14 protein-coding genes and 1 pseudogene are annotated in these 18024 nt (G+C 41.0%); 9 read left to right on the plus strand and 6 right to left on the minus strand.

Features of this window, described 5'->3' with window-relative positions:
- Nucleotides 1-32: 32 nt before the first annotated feature.
- Nucleotides 33-269 carry a hypothetical protein gene (locus tag H6G40_RS17800; RefSeq protein ID WP_190538083.1) on the minus strand — a complete coding sequence of 79 codons (237 nt, stop codon included), beginning with the start codon at nucleotides 267-269 and terminating at the stop codon, nucleotides 33-35.
- 456 nt (nucleotides 270-725) lie between these two features.
- Between H6G40_RS17800 and H6G40_RS17805 the strand changes: the two genes are divergently transcribed.
- The gene (locus tag H6G40_RS17805; protein WP_176721696.1) at nucleotides 726-3845 is read left to right on the plus strand and encodes a TIGR03032 family protein; all 3120 of its coding nucleotides are present in this window, start codon (nucleotides 726-728) and stop codon (nucleotides 3843-3845) included.
- 264 nt (nucleotides 3846-4109) lie between these two features.
- A pseudogene (locus H6G40_RS17810) lies at nucleotides 4110-4385 on the plus strand (carotenoid oxygenase family protein); the annotation flags it as partial.
- Here the strand turns inward: H6G40_RS17810 and H6G40_RS17815 are convergent.
- Together H6G40_RS17815 and H6G40_RS17820 are read right to left on the minus strand one after the other, a co-directional pair.
- Entirely contained in the window at nucleotides 4382-6103 is a 1722-nt protein-coding gene (locus tag H6G40_RS17815) for an ArnT family glycosyltransferase (RefSeq protein ID WP_069475633.1), read from the minus strand. The pseudogene H6G40_RS17810 and the gene H6G40_RS17815 sit on opposite strands and share 4 nt — an antisense overlap.
- 3 nt (nucleotides 6104-6106) lie before the next feature.
- Nucleotides 6107-6994, minus strand: coding sequence for a glutaminase (locus H6G40_RS17820; protein ID WP_069475634.1), 888 nt, complete (start codon nucleotides 6992-6994; stop codon nucleotides 6107-6109).
- Nucleotides 6995-7005: 11 nt separating this feature from the next.
- On the opposite strand from H6G40_RS17820, the gene H6G40_RS17825 reads away from it, so the two are divergent.
- Nucleotides 7006-8226 (plus strand): molybdopterin molybdotransferase MoeA, encoded by a 1221-nt coding sequence (locus tag H6G40_RS17825; protein ID WP_002738033.1) that lies wholly within the window; start codon nucleotides 7006-7008, stop codon nucleotides 8224-8226.
- Nucleotides 8227-8624: 398 nt separating this feature from the next.
- Here H6G40_RS17825 and H6G40_RS23440 read toward each other — a convergent pair whose 3' ends face one another.
- On the minus strand, nucleotides 8625-8762 hold the full coding sequence (locus tag H6G40_RS23440; protein WP_242028792.1) for a hypothetical protein: 138 nt from the start codon (nucleotides 8760-8762) through the stop codon (nucleotides 8625-8627).
- Between the two features lie 469 nt (nucleotides 8763-9231).
- Between H6G40_RS23440 and H6G40_RS17835 the strand changes: the two genes are divergently transcribed.
- Both H6G40_RS17835 and gyrB read left to right on the plus strand, forming a co-directional pair.
- A complete protein-coding gene (locus tag H6G40_RS17835; RefSeq protein ID WP_069475635.1) occupies nucleotides 9232-9942 on the plus strand; it encodes a response regulator transcription factor in 711 nt (236 codons plus the stop codon).
- A gap of 530 nt (nucleotides 9943-10472) precedes the next feature.
- Nucleotides 10473-13700 (plus strand): DNA topoisomerase (ATP-hydrolyzing) subunit B, encoded by a 3228-nt coding sequence (gene gyrB / locus H6G40_RS17840; protein ID WP_069475636.1) that lies wholly within the window; start codon nucleotides 10473-10475, stop codon nucleotides 13698-13700.
- A gap of 196 nt (nucleotides 13701-13896) precedes the next feature.
- On the opposite strand, the gene H6G40_RS17850 is transcribed toward gyrB, so the two are convergent.
- Together H6G40_RS17850 and H6G40_RS17855 are read right to left on the minus strand one after the other, a co-directional pair.
- Nucleotides 13897-14226 carry a BrnT family toxin gene (locus H6G40_RS17850; protein ID WP_069475637.1) on the minus strand — a complete coding sequence of 110 codons (330 nt, stop codon included), beginning with the start codon at nucleotides 14224-14226 and terminating at the stop codon, nucleotides 13897-13899.
- A 21-nt stretch (nucleotides 14227-14247) separates the two neighbouring features.
- Nucleotides 14248-14784 carry a deoxycytidylate deaminase gene (locus tag H6G40_RS17855; protein ID WP_002743086.1) on the minus strand — a complete coding sequence of 179 codons (537 nt, stop codon included), beginning with the start codon at nucleotides 14782-14784 and terminating at the stop codon, nucleotides 14248-14250.
- A 429-nt stretch (nucleotides 14785-15213) separates the two neighbouring features.
- On the opposite strand from H6G40_RS17855, the gene H6G40_RS17860 reads away from it, so the two are divergent.
- The 4 genes from H6G40_RS17860 to H6G40_RS17875 all read left to right on the plus strand — a co-directional run bounded on the left by H6G40_RS17860 (nucleotide 15214) and on the right by H6G40_RS17875 (nucleotide 17963).
- Nucleotides 15214-15942, plus strand: coding sequence for an energy-coupling factor ABC transporter permease (locus H6G40_RS17860; RefSeq protein ID WP_069475638.1), 729 nt, complete (start codon nucleotides 15214-15216; stop codon nucleotides 15940-15942).
- A gap of 28 nt (nucleotides 15943-15970) precedes the next feature.
- The gene (locus tag H6G40_RS17865; RefSeq protein WP_002737314.1) at nucleotides 15971-16294 is read left to right on the plus strand and encodes a PDGLE domain-containing protein; all 324 of its coding nucleotides are present in this window, start codon (nucleotides 15971-15973) and stop codon (nucleotides 16292-16294) included.
- A 104-nt stretch (nucleotides 16295-16398) separates the two neighbouring features.
- On the plus strand, nucleotides 16399-17172 hold the full coding sequence (gene cbiQ, locus H6G40_RS17870; RefSeq protein ID WP_002743091.1) for a cobalt ECF transporter T component CbiQ: 774 nt from the start codon (nucleotides 16399-16401) through the stop codon (nucleotides 17170-17172).
- Nucleotides 17173-17186: 14 nt separating this feature from the next.
- Complete coding sequence (locus tag H6G40_RS17875; protein ID WP_002743093.1) at nucleotides 17187-17963, plus strand: energy-coupling factor ABC transporter ATP-binding protein; 777 nt, start codon at nucleotides 17187-17189, stop codon at nucleotides 17961-17963.
- Nucleotides 17964-18024 lie beyond the last annotated feature (61 nt).

An 18024-nucleotide genomic window follows, 5' to 3' on the forward strand; every position in this document is an offset into this window, starting at 1 on the left:
TCATTTTGGGTCTGATTTGTTTTTGTTAATGATCAGACAGTACCTGATGAGCCTTTCTTTGTCAACTCTTGAGGTTGATGCGTTTCATTTTTGAATTGGCGGTTTGCCGATTCTATAAATATTATATCATCTGACAATGTTCCCTGATTGTATTGGTTATAAAAATCTTCGGAATCCATTTTATGTTGGTTCTCATAAACGCTAAGTCGCTTGGCAACAGCAATCAAAGCATCTAAAGATGATGTATATTGAATGGTCTGTTTACGCATTTTTCTTTTACTCCAAAATAGGGTTTGCTGAATAAATTTGAAATGTAGGCAAAGTAAAGGTTTTGGGGCTTTACGAGCGAAACAGGTGCAAGATTTTGAGAGAATCGTCGTTCAAAACCTTGCGTCTTCATCGGCCCGCGTCCTGTAGGGGCGAAGCATTCGGACAATAACCTATCGGTGAAAAGGTAGATTTTCTATCCGAATGCTTCGCCCGTACTTATTCAGCAAACCCAAAATAATGATATTTTGATTATAAACGATCGCGCTCAAACAAAAACATAAATCGTAGTGGACTGACACACCTAATTTAGGTGTAGGGTGCGTATTTGCGGCCATCAATTCGGTCAAAAAACCAAAATTAACAAGCCGCCGTAACGCACCACCTCTATCATTAAATTGGTGCGTTACGCTATCGCGCTTCACACCCTACTGGCTAGTCTTTGTGTCTTTGTGGTTATGATGAATCAATCAACTCCCAATACTAATCAATCTATCCCCGTAGAGATAATTGCTTCCCGTAATTTCATTGATTGGTTAGAGTCTCAGCAGATTAGTCTGGCTTTTACTACCTATCAAAGTTCTCGACTGATGTTTTTAGGAGTTAACCCCGAAAGAGGGATGTCGGGATTTGAGCGGATATTTGACCGCGCCATGGGTTTATATACTACCCCAGAAAGGATTTATCTTAGTTCCCGCTATCAAATCTGGCAACTAGATAATGTGCTATCATCCGAACAGCTTTATGATGGTTACGATAAACTTTATATCCCCCGCATTAGTTATACTACTGGGGATTTAGATATTCACGATTTGGCAATAGAAAATCTCTCTAAAAGAATTATATTTATCAGTACCATGTTAAATTGTCTGGCGACAGTCAGCGATCGCCATAGTTGTATTCCCCTATGGAAACCATCGTTTATTTCCGCTTTAGTCAATGAAGATCGTTGTCATCTCAATGGTTTAGCTTTGGTAGATGGGAAGGCACGTTATGTTACCGCTTGTAGTCAATCAGATGTGGTGGATGGGTGGAGAGACAGAAGACAAACTGGCGGTTGTGTCATTGATATTCAGTCTAATGAAGTGATTGCTACTGGTTTATCTATGCCTCATTCTCCCCGATTTTATCAGGGTAAGTTATGGTTATTAAATGCGGGTACGGGTTACTTTGGTTATATTGATCAAAATAAGGGCATTTTTGAGCCTGTTACTTTTTGTCCTGGTTTTCTGCGTGGTTTAGCATTTGTCGGAAATTATGCCATTGTTGGATTATCTAAAAGTCGTGGGGGAGATAAGACTTTTTCGGGGTTAATCTTAGATGATAATTTAATGGCTAAAGAAGCAGAGCCTCGCTGTGGTCTGCTAATTATTGACTTGAAAACAGGTGAAGTTGTTCACTGGATACGCTTAGAAGGTGAAGTGACTGAACTTTATGATATACAAGTCTTAGAAGGAGTTAAACGTCCCCAAGCTTTAGGATTTCAAAATGATGACATCAGTAAAATTATTACTCTTGATCCTATTTCTCCTTTAGTTGGAGGAAATATAGCAAATAATCAGCCTGATACTTCCCCAGCAGATACCCTTTATCGGCAAGCATACACCTTGCAAAAACAGCTTAAGCTTGAAGAAGCGATCGCTCTCTATCAACAATTAATTAATCAATCTCCCCAATATGCACCCGCTTGGCATCAGTTGGGGGTAATCATGGATAGTTTAGGACAAATTGATCAAGCTATTTTGGCTTATAAGCAAGCTTTACTTATTAACCCTAATTATGCAGAAAGCCACAATAATTTAGGAATAATAGCAGTTAGCAAGGGAGATTTAGACGAGGCGATTATTTGCTTTAACCAAGCTATTCGTAGCGATCAAAACTATGCTTTTGCTGAGAATAATTTAGGTTTAGTCTTACAAATGCAGGATAAGTTAGGGGATGCTGGGGTAAAGTTTCAAGAAGCAATCAGGAAAAACCCTAATTATCCAGAGGCACACTTTAATTTAGGAAATGTGTTACAACTACAGGGAAAAATTGAAGAAGCGATCGCTTATTTTCAAACAGCAATTAAGCTTAACCCTAAATACATTAAAGCTTACAATAGTTTAGCTTTAGCGTTAGGAAGACAGGACAAAGTAGAAGCAGCTATGAGCGTATTTAAGCAAGCTTTAGCCATTCAACCTAATTCCCCAGAGGCTTTTGCTTGCTTATTTTCTATGAAGGAAATGACTTGTAATTGGGACACAAGAGAAGCTGATTTAATTCAACTTTGGCAATTAACAGAAAAACAGTTACAAGAGAGAAAAACTACCGCAGTAACTCCCTTTGATAGCTTATATAAACCTTGGTCTGCTACTCAACAGTTAAAAGTAGCTTCTAACTATGCTCAAGAAATTAAAAGACAATTAGCATTGATTACTAAACCCCTCAACTTTAACCATTCCCGCACCCGATCTGGACGATTAAAAATAGGTTATTTATGCCATGATTTTCGTAATCATCCTACCAGTCATTTGATGCAAAGTGTCTTTGGTTTACATGATCGCAATAACTTTGAAATAATTGCCTATTCCTATGGTCCCGATGATGGTAGTGAGTATCGTCATCGCATTGCTAATGATTGCGATCGCTTTTATGATATTGCTACTTTATCAATTACGGAATCTGCACAACGGATTTTCAATGATGGGGTGCATATTTTAGTTGATTTGATGGGATATATTGATAAAGCGCGGACACAAATATTGGCTTTAAAACCGGCACCGATTCAAGTTAATTATTTGGTTTATCCGGGGACAATGGGAGCAGATTTTATCGACTATATTATTGGTGATGCCATAGTTACACCACCAAAGTCTGCTGATAATTTTACTGAAAAATTGGTAATTTTACCGGATAGTTATCAGGCTAATGATTATCAACAAATTATATCATCTAAACCTGTTACTCGTTCCCATTATGGTCTTCCTGAATCGGGTTTTGTCTTTTGTTGTTTCAACCACACCTATAAAATTGAACCGCAAATATTCACTGTATGGATGGAAATTCTGGCCAATGTTCCCGGTAGTGTATTATGGTTATTTTCGAGAGTAGCTGAAGCTGAAGCAAATCTACGTCGGGAAGCAAAAGCGCGAGGAATTGAAGGCGATCGCTTAATTTTTGCCCATCTCGAACCTAAGTCGGAACATTTGGCGCGGCATCAACTAGCTGATTTATTTCTTGATACTTTATACTATAATGCTCATACTACTGGGAGTGATGCTTTATGGGCAGGTTTACCGATTATAACTTGTTTGGGGGAGACTTTTCCTTCCCGTGTTGGTGCTAGTTTACTGACAGCTATTGGCCTACCTGAATTAATTACTAAGAATTTAGAGGAGTATAAAAATTTAGCGATTAATTTAGCAAAATCTCCTGATAAATTGCACAAAATTAAACAGAAACTAGCACAAAATCGTCTTACTTATCCGTTATTTGAGACCCTTCATTTTACCCGCAATTTAGAAAAAGCTTATCGGACAATGTGGGATATTTATGCTGCGGGAAAATCACCAGAGATGATCAGGATAGCCAATTGATCACTGGAATTATCAGGGTAAACGCATCTTAACAATCCTTGACAAAATGAACTTTATGTGAGTTGCTTACCCAGAGTGCGATTTAGGCATATTCAAGGAGAATTTGCCATCTCAATTGTTAAGCAAAAATCGACCCATTTGGTCGATTTCGTAACTATTCTAATTGACTGGTATCACTTGAAATGCTCACACAGCAAGCGGATCACAAAATTGGCCAATTGTCAATAGCGTTTGATATGCTCTCACCCTGTACTTAAGAACTCTAATCACTCCACGGGTAAGTTAACTATTGCTTATCTAGAAAATAACTGTTATGAAAGTGAACCGATTTTTGTCTGCGATGGTTTATCTCCAGAAACGGAATGGTTAATCGTCGTGGTTTACGACGGCAATAATCACAGCAGCCAAGGGAGAATCTATGATAGTCAGCAGTTAGAAAAAGAACCCCTTTGCTGTCTGCAATTACCCAGTGTTATCCCTCCCATTTTTTATGGTACTTGGCAAGAAAAATCAGAAAAAGTATTGGTGAACAGTTTCTAGTTTTTACCAAAAATATTGGCTGCGTCTTGAGAGGAAATCTTGAAAATTAGGTAACTATAAGCAAGATGATCAATAGGTTGACGACTAGAACGCAGCCAGTAAAAATGGTTAGAATCGGTGGTAATACCGATTAATTGATTAGCTTCTATCACCAGTAAATTAATCGGATTATCGAGAGAAACCTGTGAGGGTGCAACTTTTTGATTATCGATGACTAAATTAAGTTTATTATCTCCGTCATAACGAATAAAGAGAGCGTTGGGATGTTTTTGGAGATAGTCTTGCAGATAGTTTTTATTTTGTCCCCAATCTAAATTAGAATCGACCAGAACTTGATAGCTCATTTTGCGATCAATAACTAATTCGTTAAAATAGGAAATATAATGGGGAAAATAGGAGAGATTGGAAATTAGTAGGTAAAGGGTCAGGACAATAATTAAAATGCGATAGGGTCTTTTATAAGCTGGCCAACCGGTAACAATCCGACTAGCAAAGACAAATAAAAAGGGGAAAATCATTAAAATATATCTAATACCTATTTGAGCAGTGTTAGAACTCATTAAGATGAAATATAATAGACTGGGAATAATCAAAAAAGCTTCATTCTGCCAAAAATTTAACTGTTTTCTCCAGAGAAATAAACTGATAAATCCCAACCAGATAAATATTTGGGTAGCTATCGGTACTTTATAGAGAAAAGTGATCAGAAAATATTGGGGAAATCCCTTAATTTTAAATCCTTGTACTGGATCAACTATAAATCCTAACTGTCCCAAAAGATAGGGCATTCCACTACCAAAACCTGTTTCTTGTTTATACTTACCGAAGTCTAATGCTTGCAAATAAGCAGCGGGAATAGGAATCGACAAAGATTTTAAGACAGGATAGGTTTGCAGTTGCTTAAAACTATGACTGAGAAATTGATAATTCTGCAATTGAGTGCCACTTCTCTCAAAAGAATAACCAATATTTATGATTAATATTGTTGATAAAATCAGAGCTAGTATATAGAAGATACTGCGCTTAATTACCCGTTGAATTACGCGAATATGTTTGGTTTGAATAGATTGAATAATTTCCCGATGGTAAAAACCAAGACCTAAAATTATATAAATGGGAACTAAATAAACGGCTGTTAAGCGGCAAATCTGGGCAATTCCAAAAGTTAATATACTTAAAACCAGATTTTTTCTGCTACCAAATCTTAGGAAAGACCAGAAATAGTAAATGGCAATAAAAGTTGAAGCTGCTCCGAATAAATCTTGAGTAATTATCCGTGAATTTCCGATAATATTAGGATCGAGAACATAGAGAATTAAGGCTAAAAATCCTGCTAACACTCCATAGAGTTGTTTTGACCAGATAAAAACATATATGGCTAAAATTACTGAGATAATAATCGTAGCAAACCGTCCAAAAAACTTATTTTCTAAGTTTAGATATTTAGAGATAGGAAAAATATTTTGTATTGTTTGATCAACTAGGGGATGCAGTGCTGAAGCTGGCATAATATTGCGATGATAAATATCTTCATTGCCCCGTTTCGCTGCCGTACCTCTGAGAATTTCTACTCCACTTTCATAATGATAACCTTCATCATAGTTGAGGGATTCTGGTAGGGGAAAAAATAAACTGGTGACGCATAAAGCCATAAATATCAGCAAGATAATTACTAAATAGAATCGGTGTTTTTTTGGAAAGTTCAATCTTGTTTTCATGGCTTAAATTTCCTTGAAAAAATTACTTAATTTTGTTAATAAATCCAGACCTAAAACTGAATTACCTTGCTCATTTAACAGAGGACTATAACAAGCAATAACTCCCTCGTCTGACAGAATAGATAATAAAGCTCCACTAACTCCCGATTTAGTGGGAAAACCCACCTCAATAGCAAATTTTTCGGAAGCCTCATAGAGTCCACAATTAGTCATAATTTCTAGAATAATTTCGCTAAAAGGAGCAGCTAAAATTAACTTACCTAAATTAGCAAGATCGGCAATTTTTCCAGATAAACAACAGATTCGATTGTAGGTTTCCAGAGCTAAGTAACGATGACTGATATAACCATTTTTTTCTAATTCTAAGCTTAGAGCTTGATTGTGAACATTAGGATAAGAGTGAACAGACTCAAGCACAGAGCGATCAAGAAATAATTGACAATTACCCATTTTATTTAACCATAAAAGCAAATTTTCACAGCGAGATTCTGGCGTTTCCCCTCCTAATAAATCCGCCAAAGCGATCGCACCACTGTTAATCAGAGGATTACGGGGAAAACCGCTATCCTCTTGCAGTTGAGTTAAAGAATTAAAAGGATAACTAGAAGCTTGTTTTCCCACGCGACGAAAAACAGCATCTTCCCCTAAATGGTTTAAAAGATATAATAACAAAAAAGGTTTAATCACACTCATCAAAGGAAAAGTTACAGTTTCATCTCCCCAAGACAAAATCTCCCCCTCAAGACAGTGAATCTGAAGAGCGAAAACCTCGGGATTAACTCGGTTCAAAACTGGTATATAATAGGGAGTCTGACCCTTCCTATCCAATAAATGCACTTCCCCAATCCAAGCTTGTATATCTTCCACCCTTAATCTAGTTAATCGGTTCATTTTTTTAATCCATGTACTCAGTCAAAGAAGCAGAATCTATAATTTTAACTCAAATTCAACCCCAAAAGCAAACAGAAAAAGTTTCTCTAGAGGCAGCTTTTGGGCGCATTTTAGCCGAAGATATCAGCAGTGATTTAGACTTTCCCTATTGGGATAATTCCGCAATGGATGGCTATGCTGTCCGTTACGAAGATGTTAAAGACACTAACCCAGAAAATCCCGTTACTCTAAAGATTATCGCCGAAATTCCCGCCGGCAAAGTCCCCGAAAAAATTATTCAACCGGGAGAAACAGCCCGAATATTTACAGGAGCGATGTTACCCACCGGCAGTGATACGATTATTATGCAGGAAAATACTCAACAAAAAGGGGAGCGGGTGGCGATTCTTATCCCTCCCGAAAAAATAGGTCTTTTCGTGCGTCAACGCGGCACATTCTATCAAGCAGGAAATGCCTTATTAAAAGCCGGTATTGCCCTTAATTCTCCAGAAATAGCAGTTTTAGCCACGGCACAAGCTACCGAATTAACAGTTTTTTCCCGTCCGAAAGTGGCAATTTTCTCCACGGGAGATGAATTAATTAATCCCGATGAAACCCTCCAAAAAGGTCAAATTATTGACTCAAATCGCTACGCTTTAACGGCATTTATCACCAGTTTAGGGGCAATTCCTAGACCTTTAGGTATAATCAAAGATAATCCCGAACTTCTCAGAGAAACTATCAGAAAAGCCATTAATTCTAGTGCTATCGTCCTTTCCACCGGCGGTGTTTCCGTGGGAGATTACGATTATATTGAGGGAATTTTAGAGGAATTAGGGGGAAAAATTCTGATTCGCAGCGTTGCTATTCAACCGGGTAAACCCTTAACCTTTGCTACTTTTCCTAACGGTTGTATTTACTTTGGTATCCCCGGTAATCCCGTCTCTGCTTTAGTTTCCTGTTGGCGCTTCGTACAAATGGCCATTAAAAAATTATCAGGATTGACAGATTATCAGAACAAATTTCTGCGAGTTATCACCCGCGATACTCTCAAATCTAAGGGACAAAGAGAAGTTTATCTCTGGGGAAAAATAGAAATTATCGAGGGAGTCTATCAATTTAAACTCGCTTCTGGACAACACAATTCAGCTAATTTAATTAATTTAGCGGGTACTAATGCTTTGGTCATAATTCCCCAGGGTAAAACTACTATACAAGCAGGAGAAACAGTAGAAGTTATGATAGTTTACTAAAAAAATACCTAACCAAATTTTTGGCTAGGTAGCTGGTTATAATTAAATTGAAGATAGATTTTGGGTTCGATCTCCCATATCCCCTCAATATATCGGGGTCAGGAGTTATTCTGGTATTCATGAACAAGCAAGGTGATTGAGAGAAGACTGCTCACGAATAATAGTTGCCAAAGAGGGACTATTACCAAGTTGAGAAATGCGGTCACGAACATACTCAAAAAAGCTGATTCCTAATTTCCGAGTAGTAGCAACAAGGGACATAAAAGCATCCCAAGCCTGAGTCCCCTGTCAGAGTTTGAGTAGCATAAGGGACTTGCGTAGGAATAATATCCCAGCCAGAAAATCGCTCTGTAGAAGAACCAGACCAGCCAGATGGCACATTATCAAAGCGCAAGTCCCTAACTAATATTACGTCGCTGCACCATCGTCCTAGCAGCTAACTCCGCCGGATTATTATGCAAGGGCAATTCGGGATGCTCTAAGACTAAAAGCAACTCCGAAATTTTCAGCAGTGTTAATTGTTTTCGCTCATTCAACTGTTGATAACCGCTTTAAGTATCGAAAAGTTTCCAAAACTCAGATCGGAGTTTTGCTGCCATCTGTTGACTGGGTGCATCTTTGTAAGCCAGCAAGTCTCGGTAGTAATCCCAGAAATCATCCAGCAATTGATCAAGAGCTTTTTGGTGACAAGCAACATAAGGAGTCAACTTCTTATAATGTCGTTCCTCATGTACCCAACACAAAGTAATATTATCAGTCAGTAATTTGAATTGGGGAGCATGATCACAGACCAGAGTTTGCACTACTGGCCAATCAGTTTGTTGATGATAGAAAGCAATCGCTGCTGCTTCAACTTGATTAACAATCGTCCTCGAAAATATCTTGACTATCAGACCCCGAATGAGGTATTCTATAAAGGTAGATCAGATAGTGATGCAATTCAGACTTGAATCGGCCTTTAATATGTTAAAATCTGCCTAGATATTTGTAAACTTTTTCCCTTGTATGGATATCGTTATTATCGAAGATGAAATTGAAATCGCCCATTTGATTCAGCAAACTTTAGAGCGGGAGTCCTTTACTTGTCATCTGGCTTATAATGGTAGGGTAGGACTAGAACTATTTTATCAAAAGCAACCAGACTTAGTTATTTTAGATTTAATGTTACCCGAATTAGACGGACTAGAATTGTGTGCTAGAATCCGCCAAAAACCGGGGACAAAAGACCCCTATATTTTAATGTTAACCGCTAGGGGAGAAGAAATTGATCGCATTATCGGCCTATCTACGGGAGCCGATGATTATATGGTAAAACCCTTTAGTCCCCGGGAATTAACCGCTCGCGTGAGAGCCTTATTAAGACGTAGTTTAAGACACGATAGTCAACCCCAACAACTCCATCGCAGCCGTCATTTTATTATCGACTTAGATCAACATTCTGCTGTTCGTAAATTGGAAGGAATGCCAGAGGAAACCCTCGATTTAACCACCTTAGAATTTAATCTACTCGCTACCTTTGTCAGTTATCCCAATCGCGTCTGGAGTCGCACCCAATTAATCGATAATCTCTGGGGAAATGATTTTTTTGGCGATGAAAGGGTAGTAGATACCCATATCCGACGCTTACGCAAAAAAGTAGAACCCGATCCTGCTAATCCGATCTTTATCAAAACTGTGGTCGGTGTCGGTTATAAATTTGAGGATGACATTATTTAGGGTCTGCTGAAAAAGTTTTTCCTGGGGGCAGGGTGTGGGGTGTGGGGTGTGGGGTGTGGGGTTTTACTGGTTTTGAGGGGGTCAATTACCTAATTTTCAGGGAAAAAGTCCAGGAATTTTTCCCCCGATCACTCCCAGAACCATTACTTTTTGATGGCCAAAAGGTCTAAAAGTCTTACCCAACAAGGTTTTTAGATTTATTCAGCCAACCCTATTTAAAGACTATTGATCAGTAATTGGCAGTGATCAGGAGTCAGCATTCAGGAGACAGGAGACAGGAGATAGGGATTTAGGGATTTAGGGGTTTTGGGGTTTTGGGGTTTTAGTTCAATTTCCCCACTTCTCCACTTCCCCACTTCCCCACACCCCAACCCCACACCCCACTTCCCCACCCCCCACACCCCAACCCTAATAAAAAATTCTCTCTAAAGGCATTTAAGCAGTCTTTAACCCTTATGTGCTACAATTTTTGAAGATTTTGCCATTCATTTAGGTTCAATCAGGGATCACAGCCTTTTTAGGGAAATTTTATGACAAGTAACTACGGCGCGGAACAGATACAAGTTCTCGAAGGGTTAGAACCAGTCAGGAAGCGGCCGGGGATGTATATCGGTACGACCGGGCCGCGGGGACTACATCATTTAGTCTATGAAGTGGTGGACAACTCGATCGATGAGGCCCTAGCGGGTTACTGTACTCATATCGAAGTGGATATCAAGGCCGATGGTTCCGTCAGCGTCACTGACGATGGCCGGGGTATTCCCACCGATGTTCACCCCACCACGGGTAAATCTGCCCTCGAAACCGTTCTCACTATACTTCATGCCGGCGGTAAATTTGGCAGTGGTGGTTATAAAGTGTCGGGAGGGTTACACGGAGTCGGGATTTCCGTCGTTAATGCTCTTTCTGCATGGGTCGATGTGACAGTCTGGCGCGATCATAAAGTACATACCCAACGCTACGAAAGAGGTATCCCCGTCACAGAATTGGTCAGCAGTCCCAGTCAAGAGGAAAAAACGGGAACTAGGGTTAATTTCCTGCCAGACACCGAAATTTTTAGCCAAGGCATCGAATTTGATTACAGTACCCTCTCCGGACGTTTACGAGAACTAGCCTACTTAAATGCTGGTGTTAAAATCACCTTTAGCGATTACCGTCCCGAAGAACCCCACATCGAAACCTATTGTTATGAGGGGGGTATTAAAGAATACGTCGCCTATATGTGTCGGGAAAAAGAAACCCTGCACAAAGATATTATCTATGTATCGGGGGAAAAGACGGGAATTAATATCGAAGTGGCTTTTCAGTGGTGTATAGATGCCTATAGCGACAATATTCTCGGTTTTGCTAATAACATCCGCACCATTGACGGGGGAACTCACCTAGAAGGATTAAAGGCAGTCCTGACCCGTACTTTAAATAATGTTGCTCGTAAACGCAATAAAATTAAAGAAAACGAGCCTAATCTAGCGGGGGAAAACGTCCGCGAGGGTTTAACCGCCGTTATTTCCGTAAAAGTCCCCGAACCGGAATTTGAGGGCCAAACCAAGACCAAATTGGGTAACACTGAAGTCCGGGGTATCGTCGATTCCCTGGTGGGGGAAACTCTCAACGAATACCTAGAACAAAATCCCCAAGTGGCCGACACGATTATCGAAAAAGCAGTACAAGCGTACAAAGCGGCGGAAGCAGCCCGACGGGCCCGGGACTTAGTACGACGGAAATCGGTCTTGGAATCCTCACCTTTACCGGGTAAATTGGCTGATTGTAGCGAAAGAGACCCGGAAAAGTCAGAAATTTACATCGTCGAAGGTGACAGCGCCGGCGGTTGTTTTCATGGTGATACAGAAATCGCCCTTGTCGATGGACGCAACCTCAGTTTTAAACAGCTAGTGACCGAACAAGCCCAAGGAAAGGAACATTTTTGTTATACCATTCGCGACAATGGCACGATCGGGGTTGAACGAGTTATTAATGCCCGCATCACCAAAAAAGACGCAGAAGTAATTAAAATTACTCTCGATCATGGTGAAGCGATTATTTGTACTCCTGACCATCTTTTCCTGTTAAGAGATGGTAGCTATAAACCTGCTGCGGCTTTAACTCCAGAAGATGCTTTAATGCCTTTGTATCGGAAATTGTCCGATCTTCGTGACCCCGGAATCACCATTAACGGTTATGAAATGGTCTGGAATCCCGCTTCCGATTCTTGGTTGTTCACTCATGCGATCGCTGATTGGTATAATCGTTGGCAGGGAATTTATCAACTCGAAGATGGAGAACATTGTCATCACATAGACTTCAATAAACTGAACAATAATCCCTCCAATCTTCAAAGATTATCCATTCAGGATCATTTGGAATTACATCGTTATCACATTCAGAAAACTTTACATCGTCCTGAAGTGATCGAAAAATGTCGTCAACTTCGTCAGACTGATGAATTTCGCTTGATGATGAGTCAACGAATGTTAGAACCAGAAACAAGGCAAATTTTATCAGAACAAGCCAAAGCACAATGGGAAGTAGCAGCATATAAAGCCTACATGACCGAAAAATGGCGCACTTTCTACGATACAAATGAGGAATACCGCCGACACAATGCCGAACAACTTTATCAAGCACAACAGCAATATTGGAGTAACCAGACAAATCGCCAAGCACAAGCGGATAAAGTTCGTCAATACTTTATCGACCATCCTGAACAGCGTCAAGTTTATTCTGAAACTGCCAAACAACAATGGCAAAATCAGGATTTACTATCATGGCGACGGGAGAAAACTAAAGAACAATGGACAGGGGAATTTCGTTCAAAACGTCGTGATGCTTTGAATAAAACTTACTATCAAAAAACCCTAGCGACCTTAAAACAAATTGAGATCGAACGAGGTTATATTGATTTGGAAGCTTATCAAAAATATCGGCTTCAGACGCGGGATAAATCAATATTGCGATTTGATTCTTTCTGCGATCGCTACTTTGATGGTGATAAAAATAAAGCCTTAGAAGCGGTGGCTAATTACAATCATCGAGTTGTGGCGATCGAGCGATTAGAAACAAGATTCGATGTCTATGATATCGAGGTTCCTCATACCCATAACTTTGCCCTTGCTTCCGGCGTTTTCGTCCATAACAGTGCCAAACAGGGGCGCGATCGTCGTTTTCAAGCGATTCTACCTCTGCGGGGAAAAATCCTCAATATCGAAAAAACCGATGATGCTAAAATCTACAAAAATACGGAAATTCAATCCTTAATTACCGCCCTCGGTTTAGGGATTAAAGGAGAAGATTTCGACCCCTCACAATTGCGCTATCATCGCATTGTTTTAATGACTGACGCTGATGTGGATGGCGCCCACATCCGAACTTTGTTGTTAACTTTCTTCTATCGTTATCAGAAGAATTTAATTGATCAAGGTTATGTATATATCGCCTGTCCTCCTCTCTATAAATTGGAACGCGGTAAAAATCATTCCTACTGCTATAGCGATCGAGAATTACAGCAAAAGATAGCGGAATTTCCCTCCAATGCTAACTACACAATCCAACGTTTTAAAGGGTTAGGAGAAATGATGCCCCAACAACTTTGGGATACTACCATGAATCCCGAAACTCGCACTTTAAAACGGGTGGAAATCGAAGACGCAGCCAAAGCAGAGGAATTATTTACCATTCTTATGGGCGATCGAGTTGCCCCCCGGCGAGAATTTATCGAAACCCACGGATCGCGTTTAAATCTTACGGATTTGGACATTTAAACCGTAACTTTGGGCTGTGTTAGTCTAGGCTAATACAGCCCCCGATAAAATCCCTAAATCCAGTTACTAATCGGAGGGTTAGGGATTCAAGGAACCCGGGGCGCATTCCAGAACTTCATCGAAAAAATCAGCCGGCAGCGGTGGATTATCGGGGTCTTCTAGGGCGTTTTTGGCAATTTCCGCCTCACTCATCCCTTTAACTTTCTCCCAGTTCGTTTTGCCTTTCAAATTCGCCCACTGTTCGCGGGTGACTCTGGTAATATGTTCTTCGTTCACGGTTGTTAGCCCTCCTAACACTAATTATTCGACGAACCGAGTCACGCCATGTATAAACCACCACCAAAACGATATTATCGATTGTACCCACTAGAATCACTCGAATTTCGCCGTAATTCTGACGGGTATCCACGCGCTCAATTATTGGACCCCTAAAAATCGCTTCCAGGTCGGCGAAATCTATGCCGTGTTTTTCTATATTAGCCTGACGCTTATTTTCATCCCACTCGAAAAGTTGCGGGGTCGTCATTGATGTCGCCGTTGAGGATAACTACCTGGGATCGATCGAAATGGGATTTAATAAAAATAAGGCCGCATGACTAGCCATTTCTTCTGATAAATAAATCTTTTTATACTTAATAATCCCCGTTTCTAGAAAAGAATCCCTTAAAATGGCTTTTGTCCCACTATTAAAGTCAGCTTCGTAAAAAACTTCCTTAATTCCCGAAGAAATAATTAGTTTCAAGCAGGAAATACAGGGTTCTAAAGTAACGTAGATACTAGCACCTTGGGTAGAAATACCGTGTTTAGCCGCTTGAGCGATCGCATTAGCTTCAGCATGAATTGCCCGAGAGGGAATTTCTCCAGATTCTCGACAGGTTCCCAAACCGGGATAACAAAAACCCTGGGCAGTACAATGAACCGTTCCCGATGGGGAACCATTGTACCCCGTAGCTAAAACCTGCCGATCTTTGACAATTACCGCACCGACGGGAAAAGCTAAACAGGTGGATCTGGTGGCGGCTAATTTAGCGATCATTAAAAAATATTCGTCCCAAGTCGGTCTTTTTTCTTCAGAGTTGATCACGGTTTCACACCAAGCTAGAAAAAGCGAAAAAGAGGGAGTTATCTCTGATAGCTTATCATTAGATGACCTCTAAACCAATTAAAGCACTGCCCTGACTACCGATCGCGTAGTCAATGTAGTCACCAGCCTCTTCTAACTGATAACTGCTCACTGATTAAGGAATAGCATAAAAACTGAAAAAACCTCGAAAAATTAATAATAATTTAAATAATTTGACTGCTTGAGAATAATTGAGATTTTGGCTGATAGCTAAACCCTGACGACCAGAAAAATAACAGAAATTCTTAAGAAGCTAAAGGGTTTAAATCCCCAGAGAGGGCATTGTAAAATGAAGCGGTTAGTTATCTACTAGAAGAGAGGACTTTTCCGTCCTAGCGACGCAATTCTATGGAAATCTTTAACCCAAATTGCCAAGGAGACTGAATTTTAATGTCTGTTAATTTTCTAGGGGTTGGTTTGTTTCACCCTCTCCTGACCCCTTATCTCGCCCTCCATATACCCGACGGCTTTTTGAGTCCATCGGTGAGTCTATTTACTTGGATAATTGCCGTTGTCCTGATTGGCTTTTCTCTCAAAAAAGTGCGCGGTCACTACGCTGAACGGGCTGTACCTTTGATGGGAGTTTGTGCCGCCTTTATTTTTGCCGCCCAGATGATTAATTTTCCCATTCCGGGGGGAACCTCCGGACATTTGTTAGGGGGGACTCTCGCGGGGGTTTTACTCGGTCCCTGGGCGGGTTCTCTGGTGATGGCGGTGGTTTTTATCGTGCAGGCTTTATTTTTTCAAGATGGTGGTTTAACGGTTTTAGGGGCTAATATCGTCAATATGGGTCTGATCGGGACGTTTGGCGGTTATTATCTCTATCTGGGGATTAGAAAAACCCTCGGTTTTCATCGTTGGCGCAGTATGGCGATCGCTGTTGCCGTGGCTGCTTGGACAAGTGTGGTGGTGGCGGCGTTAGCTTGCGCCCTGCAATTGGCTTTATCGGGGACTGTACCGCCTTTAGTCGCCCTTGTGGCCATGTTATCTTGGCATATCCTTATCGGTATCGGGGAAGCGGTGATTACCGTTTTCGCTGTCGGTTATATCTGGCGAACCCGTCCCGATCTCCTCTACGATCCGCCCCATTCCGTTAATACTTCTGTTTCCCCTTCCTAAGCTTCTCGTCAATAAAGCAATTAAGTCGATGAATATTCGCAGAAATAGCCAATTTTTCCTGATTGGCTTGGTATTGTCCCTAATTATCGCCGTTTTTCTTTCTCCCTTTGCCAGTCCCGATCCCGACGGACTCGATCGAGTGGCGGAAGACTTACAATTTAGCCAAAAAGAAGACCCTAACGCCCTCGGTAATCAATTACCCTCCGCCCGAATTTTTGATGGTTATGCCCTCAAAGGTGTTCCCGAAGGTGTGGCCACTCCCCTCGCCGGTTTTCTGGGAACTCTTGCCACTTTCGGCATCGCTTGGGGTATCGGTAAATTAGTCATTCCAAAATCCCAAAATCAGGAATAAGTGGATAGGAGTCGAGAAGTGGGGTAGTGGGGTAGTGCGGCATTTGGCTGAAATTTCCCTAAATCCCTAAATACCTAAATCACTGATAACTGATAACTGAATAAATGCTACACATTGCCACTTTTTCTCGCGAAAATACAGGCCAAAATTCGGGTTTTTGGCAGAAACTTGCGCCCCATACCCGGGTTTTAGTGACTCTTTTGTTAGTTTTTGCTACAGCCTTAACTCCGAATGGTAGCTGGGAAACTTGGGGGATTTACGGATTAGGATTAATTATTTTAATTCTGATCAGTCGGGTGACTATTAGCGTACTTTTACAAAGAGTAGCGATCGAGTTTGTCTTTATCGGTGTGGTTTTATTGGGAACTCTTTTTCGTGATGGCGGCGAAATTCTTTGGTCTTGGGGATTTTTGCGGATAACTAGCGAGGGATTGCTGGTTTTAGGCAGTGTGGCCTTTAAAGCTTTTCTCTGTCTTTGTACGGTCAATATTCTGGTTTTAACCACAGCAATTCCCGACCTGTTACAAGCCTTAGTTACCCTAAAAACCCCCCCTTTGTTGGTGGCAATTTTGGCTTCTATGTACCGTTATCTAGCGGTTTTGATCGCTGAATTTAATTCCATGCGAAGGGCAGCAATTGCGCGTAATTTAATGAGTAGTCCCCGATGGCAGCGGTTGCTAGTGGGACACATGATCGGCTCTTTATTTATCCGCACCTACGAACGTGGCGATCGCATTTATCAAGCCATGTTATCGAGGGGTTACACTGGTTCCTTGCCTTCTCTACAGGTTCCCCAAAGCAAGCTGAACGATTATCTCGCTATAATTGCCATAGTAATTCTGATCCTCTGGGGTCAAATGGTACATCTACTCAGGTAAAAGTCTCGTTTTTCATGCACCACAACCCGATTTTTATTGAAAACCTAGTTTATACCTATCCTGACGGCACAGAAGCGTTAAAAGGTATTAATTTAGCCATTGAAGCTACGGAAAAGGTGGCTTTGGTAGGGGCAAATGGATCGGGAAAATCCACCTTATTACTGCATTTTAACGGTATTCTCCCGCCGCAAACGGGGAGAATCACCGTCGGTCCCTACGAAGTTAAACCGGAGAATTTAGAAAATATCCGCAATTTTGTCGGTTTAGTCTTCCAAAACCCCGACGATCAGCTATTTATGCCCACTGTCTGGGAAGATGTGACTTTTGGCCCGATGAATCAGGGTATTCGGGGAGAGGATTTAAACCATCGCTGTCATCATGCTTTACACGCGGTGGGATTGGATTCCCAGCATTACGGTAAGAGAAACAGTCAGAATCTATCGGGGGGTGAAAAAAAACGCGTGGCAATTGCGGGGGTTTTAGCCATGTTGCCCGAGGTCTTAGTTTTTGATGAACCTAGCGCCCAACTGGACCCCCGGTCCCGTCGGCAATTAATACAACTGTTGGCCACTTTACCCCAAACCCAAGTGATCGCCACCCATGATCTCGATCTGGCTTTAGAACTATGCGATCGCACGGTGGTGTTAAGTCGTGGTCAGGTGGTAGCTGAGGGAGAAACCGCTAGGATTTTAAGTAATCGGGAATTTTTGGAACAACACGACTTGGAAATACCCCTTTGTTATAGTCGTCCCTACTGTGCGATCGCTGATGCCCCCTCTACTGATGTCTGATGCACAATTTGGAGATTTATTATTGGTTTCTTGCATTATGAGAGAGGACAAAAGCGAGAAA

The organism is Microcystis viridis FACHB-1342 (assembly GCF_014698335.1).
In the GTDB taxonomy this organism is placed as follows: Bacteria; Cyanobacteriota; Cyanobacteriia; order Cyanobacteriales; family Microcystaceae; genus Microcystis; species Microcystis ichthyoblabe_A.